Origin of the sequence: Kitasatospora sp. NPDC093558 (genome assembly GCF_040683475.1) — a bacterium.
In the GTDB taxonomy this organism is placed as follows: Bacteria; Actinomycetota; Actinomycetes; order Streptomycetales; family Streptomycetaceae; genus Kitasatospora.
The window spans coordinates 1-5,971 of record NZ_JBFBDY010000391.1; the positions used below are offsets into that span (position 1 = coordinate 1).

Annotated in this window: 6 protein-coding genes; 3 read left to right on the forward strand and 3 right to left on the reverse strand. The window is 73.1% G+C overall.

What is annotated here, in order from left to right; all coding sequences use genetic code 11:
• Positions 1-346: ATP-binding protein (locus AB0O00_RS27225; protein WP_363656075.1), on the forward strand; the 346-nt coding region annotated here is incomplete at its 5' end.
• Between the two features lie 77 nt (positions 347-423).
• Here the strand turns inward: AB0O00_RS27225 and AB0O00_RS27230 are convergent.
• The 3 genes from AB0O00_RS27230 to AB0O00_RS27240 form a co-directional block, all read right to left on the reverse strand.
• Positions 424-2,031, reverse strand: coding sequence for a hypothetical protein (locus AB0O00_RS27230; protein WP_363656077.1), 1,608 nt, complete (start codon positions 2,029-2,031; stop codon positions 424-426).
• On the reverse strand, positions 2,028-2,594 hold the full coding sequence (locus tag AB0O00_RS27235) for a LemA family protein (RefSeq protein WP_363656079.1): 567 nt from the start codon (positions 2,592-2,594) through the stop codon (positions 2,028-2,030). Before AB0O00_RS27235 ends, AB0O00_RS27230 begins: the two co-directional genes overlap by 4 nt.
• A 119-nt stretch (positions 2,595-2,713) precedes the next feature.
• A complete protein-coding gene (locus AB0O00_RS27240) occupies positions 2,714-3,319 on the reverse strand; it encodes a TetR/AcrR family transcriptional regulator (RefSeq protein ID WP_363656081.1) in 606 nt (201 codons plus the stop codon).
• A gap of 88 nt (positions 3,320-3,407) precedes the next feature.
• On the opposite strand from AB0O00_RS27240, the gene AB0O00_RS27245 reads away from it, so the two are divergent.
• Positions 3,408-4,655 carry an NADH:flavin oxidoreductase/NADH oxidase family protein gene (locus AB0O00_RS27245; RefSeq protein WP_363656083.1) on the forward strand — a complete coding sequence of 416 codons (1,248 nt, stop codon included), beginning with the start codon at positions 3,408-3,410 and terminating at the stop codon, positions 4,653-4,655.
• Between the two features lie 95 nt (positions 4,656-4,750).
• On the forward strand, positions 4,751-5,473 hold the full coding sequence (locus AB0O00_RS27250; RefSeq protein WP_363656085.1) for a type 1 glutamine amidotransferase domain-containing protein: 723 nt from the start codon (positions 4,751-4,753) through the stop codon (positions 5,471-5,473).
• Positions 5,474-5,971: the final 498 nt, after the last annotated feature.

The window sequence follows — 5,971 nt, forward strand, 5'->3', positions numbered from 1 at the left end:
CGGCCGGTCGCTCCGGGTGACCCTCGACCTGCGCCCCGACCCGCTGCCCGCGCTCCCGGCCGCCGTCGAGGTCGCCGTCTACCGGATCAGCGGGGAGGCCCTCAACAACGTGGTCCGGCACTCCGGTGCGACCAGCGCCCGGCTCACGCTGCACGCCCCGTCCGACCGCGTCACCGTCGAGGTCGCCGACAACGGCGCGGGCTTCCCCACCGGCACCTCCACGGCCGGGGTGGGCCTGCGCTCGATGGCCGAACGCGCCGAGGAGCTCGGCGGCACGTTCACCGCCGTCAACGCCCCCGCCGGCGCCGTCGTCCGCGCCGTCCTCCCTCGGGAACGGGCGGGCTGATCGGCTCCTGCCGGCGGGGGCGTTCGCGAGGCACCCGTCAGTTCGTGGTGCATCCCGTCGGTTCGCGCCAACTCTCGTCAGGCGGTGCGGAGTTCCACGGACCTGACCGTCCGGGTGCCCGGCGACACCGCCAGCCGGACCACGCTTCCGGGCGCGAGCTCCGGCGCCCCGGCCGGCAAGGCCCAGGCGATGGTGCGGTCCGTGTCGCCCGTGTCCACCGCCAGGAACCGCGGTGCCTTCTCGCGCTTGCGCGGTTCCAGGCGCAGGACCTCACCCGTGACGGTGTGCGGGGCGCGCCGCTCCAGGACGGCGAGGACGAGGTAGCAGGCGGTGACCGCGGCGAAGACGGCGATCGCGGCGGTCTCGCCCGGGAGCGGGCCCGAGCTGTCCATGCCGTGGATCAGCCAGCCGTGGCCGCTGGCGTAGTTGCCGGGCATTGTCGCGAGGAACGCCAGGAAGAGCGTCCAGCGGCCGAAGCGGCCGGCCGCCGCGATCGCGAGCAGCCCGATGGCGACCCAGCCGAGGGTCAGCAGCAGCCCTGGGCGGCGCAGCGAGTGGCTCGCGTCGGGGCCGGACGTGACCGCCCATTCGGGCTGGCGCAGCGCGGCGAACAGGGCCAGGCCGACGGCCACCACGGCTGCGGCGCCCGCGAGTTGGAGCAGTTGGGCGGGGGTGGCGCCGAAGCCGGGGCGGAGGCGGGGGTAGCGGATCCGGACCGGGCGCCAGACGCCGCCGTAGGAGGACCAGACACGGCGCTTGTCGCCCGCGTCGAAGCCGAGCAGGCGCGTGGCCTGGGTGGTGACGCCGAGGGCGGCGCCGTACGCGAGGTAGCGGTCCCACACGGCGACGGACGCGGGCGGCAGCGGGGCGAAGTCCTCGTGCGCCCGGAGCCAGCCCTGGACGCCGGCCCAGTGCCCCGCGCGTTCGAGCCCGAACCGCGTCGCGCGCTCGCCGAGCGCCCTGGTCAGCACGTACATCAGCGGGATCGACGGGAGCACCCCGACCCCGATCGCGCCGCGGATGCTGTGCCCGCCGGTGGTGCCGCCCAGCCCGAGGAGCACCCCGGGCCCGAACGCGGCGACGGCCAGCACACCGGACAGCATGGGCGCGAACCGGGACCGGGAGAGCCCGCGCAGCCGGGCCTCGGCGACGATCTCCTTGCGCAGCGCGGCGTTCCACGCACTCGCGCGCTCCTGGGCGCGGAAGGCGATCGCGCCGATCGGGGCGCCGGCCTCGCCCGCCTGCTCGGTGATCCGGGCGAGGACCCGCCGTTCGTACGGCGTCAGGTCCGCGGCCTCCTTGCCGGTGACGTGCACCGTGCTCTGCGCCGGGTCGTCGGCGGGCTGGCGCACCTCGACCAGGCCGCGGGCCGCGAGGTCGAGCAGGGTCGCCGCGGCGGCGTGGTCGACCGAGCGCCACCGGTTGGCCAGCAGGGCGACGACGGCAGGGCGCTCCGGCTCGGGGCCGAACTCCTGCGTGGCCGGGCCGGGGTGCACGGCGCCGTTGCGGGTGAGCGCGAGGGCGAGCCCGAAGACGGCGAGCCAGAGCACGAGCAGGCCGACGCCGGCCCAGTAGAACTGGTCCTCGAGGCTCATGTTCAGGCCGGCGCTGAGGTTGGTGCCGAGGCTCTGGCTCATGCTGGTGCCGAGGCCGGCGCTCAGGCCGGCGCTGAGGCTCTGGCTCATGCGAACCTCACCTGGGGTGCGTCCTGGGCGGCGGCCCCGGCCTCGAAGTACTCCCGTCGGCCGTGCGCGCCGCCGATCTGCGAGACCAGGTTCCCCGGGAAGCTCTCCAGCGCGGTGTGGTAGCTCTGGACGGCGCTGTTGTAGAACTGCCGCGCGTACGCGATCTTGTCCTCGGCGGTGGCCAACTCGGTCTGCAGCGTGGCGAAGTGACGGTCGGCCTTGAGCTGCGGGTAGGCCTCGCCCAGGGCGATCAGCTTGCCGAGGGAAGCGGTCAGCGCGTCCTCCGCGGCGGCCTTGCCGACGACCCCGAGACCGGCGTCGGTCGCCGCCCCACGGGCCGTCACGACGGCCTCCAGCGTCTCCCGCTCGTGCGCGGCGTACCCGCGGGCGCCCTCGACCAGGTTCGGTATCAGCTCGTGCCGGCGCTTCAGCTGCACGTCGATCTGCGCCCAGGACGCCTGCGTCTGGTTGCGCAGCCGGACCAGCCGGTTGTACGTCCGGACCACCCACCACACCAGCGCTATTGCCAGTACGGCGACTATTCCGCCCACGACGACACCCACGATGTCCCCCCGATGACTGTGACCTCGTGTTCCGGCCGATCCGGTAGGTCGGAGGGATCCTAGGGGTACCAACCGGTCGGGCGCCAAGAATAAGGACCGCCGGTGGTCCCCGGCCCGGATCACCGGCTCGATTCCGCCCCGGTGCCGGGCCCGGCGGTGGTCACCAGTGTGCGAACCACTGCCCGGACGCGGTCGTCCACCGCGGCGGGGTCGGCGGCGTCGAGCTTTCCGTCGAGATGGAGGAAGGCGAGGCCGTGCACGAGTGCCCACACGCCGGTGGACATCGCCTCGGGGTCGGTGCCGGGGAAGGCCGCGTGGACGATCCCGCCGACGTACTCCCACATCGCGGTGGTCGCCGCGGCCCGTTCCGCGTTCGAGGGGTCGCACGGTTCGGCGAACATCACCCGGAACAGCGCGGGCCGGTCGATCGCGAAGTGGACGTACGCGGCGGCGACGGCGGCCAGGTCCTCGGCCGCCCGCGGGGCGGGGTGCGCGGCGGCGAGGTGCCCGGCGAGTTCGCGGTAGCCCTGCGCGGCGACGGCGGAGACGAGCGCGTCGCGGTCGGCGAAGTGACGGTAGGGGGCGGTCGCCGAGACGCCGGCCCGGCGGGCGACGGCGCGCAGGGACAGCGCGGCGCTGCCGTCCTCCTCCAGCAGGTCGCGGGCCGCGCGCAGGCAGGCGGTGCGCAGGTCGCCGTGGTGGTAGGAGCCGGTCTGCTGTGGCATGGGTCACCCTCACTCATGTTTGCACTGCTCACATTGCCGTCTTAATGTGAGCAGTGCAAACATTGTAGTCGAGGGCGAGGAGACCCCGATGGCGAACGACCTGTTCGCACCGCTGCGCCTGGACTCGGGCGCGGTACTGCCCAACCGGATAGCCAAGGCCGCCATGGAGGAGAACCTGGCCGGCGACGGCCAACTGCCCGACCGGCGGCTGCTCAACCTCTACCGCAGCTGGTCCACGGGCGGCAGCGGCCTGCTGATCACCGGCAACGTCATGGTCCACGCCGAAGCGCTCACCGGCCCGGGCGGCGTCGTCCTCGACGCCGCCGCACCCCTGGAACCCTTCACCGAGTGGGCCCGGGCCGCGAAGTCCGGCGGCGCGGCGGTGTGGATGCAGATCAACCACCCGGGCCGCCAGGTGCCCTCCGGCATGCCGGGCGTGGTCTGGGGCCCCTCGGACGTCGGCGTCGACCTCGGCCGGCACAGCGGCCGCTTCGGGCGGCCCACCACCATGACGCCCGAGCAGATCGCCGAGACCGTCGAGCGGTTCGCCACCACCGCCCGCCGGGCAGCCGAAGCCGGCTTCGACGGGGTGGAGATCCACGCCGCCCACGGCTACCTGCTCTCCCAGTTCCTCTCCCCGCTGGTCAACACCCGCACCGACGCCTGGGGCGGCTCCCTGGCCAACTGCGCCCGGATGCTGCTGGACGTGGTCCGCGCCGTCCGCGCCGCCGTCCCGCCCTCCTTCGCCGTCGCCGTCAAGCTCAACTCCGCCGACTTCCAGCGCGGCGGCTTCGACGCGGACGACGCGAAGCAGGTGATCGCCATGCTCGCGCCCCTCGGCGTCGACCTGGTCGAACTCTCCGGCGGCACCTACGAGAGCCCGGCGATGACCGGCCGCCCCGCCGACGAACGCACCCGCTCCCGCGAGGCCTACTTCCTCGACCTCGCCGCCGACCTGGTCCGCACCAGCCGGATCCCGCTGATGCTCACCGGCGGCATCACCCGGCGCGAAACCGCCGAACGGGTCCTCGCGGACGGCATCGCCGTCGTCGGCATGGGCACAGCCCTCGCCGTCACGCCCGACCTGCCCCACCGCTGGGCCGCCGGCACCGACTTCGACCGCGCGCTGCGCCCGGTGACCTGGTCCGACAAGGCACTCGCCTCCGCCGCCGGCATGGCCCAGGTCCGCCACCAACTCCGCCGCCTCGCCGCCGGCCGCACCCCCGCCCCCGGCACCCGCCCCGCCGTGGCCCTGGCCGCCGAACAGCTCCAACAACGCAAGGCCCTGCGCCGCTACCGCACCTGGCTGGCCACCCGCAGTCCCGAAACGGCCTGATCAGCCGCCCGGCGCGGCGGCGTTCCCGGTACGCCTCATGCGCCGTAGCTTCGACCCCGGCGCGCCCGCGCCCGACCTCTCTTCCGGAGGAAGACATGGCAACAACACCCGTCAAGGCACTCTTCGTCGTCTCCGCAGCGGACCACTGGACGCTGAAGGACGGGACGCGGCACCCCTCCGGCTTCTGGGGCGAGGAACTCGCCGTCCCGCACCGCGCCTTCGCCACGGCGGGGTGGCAGATCACCATCGCCACCCCCGGCGGAACACCCCCGACCCTCGACCGCCTCAGCATGTCCCGCACCGCAGGACGCCCCGCCAAGCTGCGCGAGGTCGCCGACTACCTCGACTCGATCCAGGACCGGCTGGACCGCCCCGCCGCCCTCGACGGGATCGACCCCGACGACTTCGACACGGTCTTCTACCCCGGCGGCCACGGCCCGATGGAGGACCTCTCCCGCGACCCGGTCTCCGGCACCCTCCTGACCCGGGTCCTGCACTCCGGCCGCCCTCTCGCCCTGCTGTGCCACGCCCCGGCGGCCCTGCTCGCCGCGCGCAACGAGGACGGGACCTGGCCCTTCGCCGGCTACCGGATGACCGGCCTGTCCAACACCGAGGAGAAGCTCAACAGCTTCGGCCGCAAGGCCTCCTGGCTGCTCGAAGACCGCCTGCGCGCCAACGGCGCCCACTACGTCAAGGCCCGCCTGCCCCTCCTGCCGTTCACCACCGCCGACCGTAACCTCCTCACCGGCCAGAACCCCGCCTCCTCGGCGCGGCTGGCGAACCGGCTCCTCGAAGCCTTCGCCATGTCGGCGCGGTAGACCGGCATTCGGGGCGGTCTACGGAAGCGGTCTCCGGGCGGTGCGTGTCGGCCGTTTTGTTTCCGACGCGGAGTAGGAGTACTGTCGCCCAGTCGCTTGGCAGGGAGAACCGGACACGCATCGGCGCGGACGGTCCCGGAGCGGCCAATCCCCTGAAACACCACCCCGGTCCGAGCTGGGTCGCGTCTTGTCGCGGCTCGGTGCGTATTCGGCATGTGTGTTTATCGGGATTGTCGCCGGACTTCGGTCGGATTCGCTTTACGGAGCAGGGATCGGCTAGAGTTCAGAACGTCGGACAGGGCGTAAAGCTCCGGTCAAGACGTCGGCGAGTTGGATGACGAAGCCCCGGAAAACGGAGCGGAAAACATCTGATAAGCTGGAAACACGAAAGAACGAAGCGCCTGGAGGGCCCGCTGGAAGGCGGCTCGAAGGAAGCGTCCGTTCCTTGAGAACTCAACAGCGTGCCAAAAGTCAACGCCAGATATGTTGACATCCCCG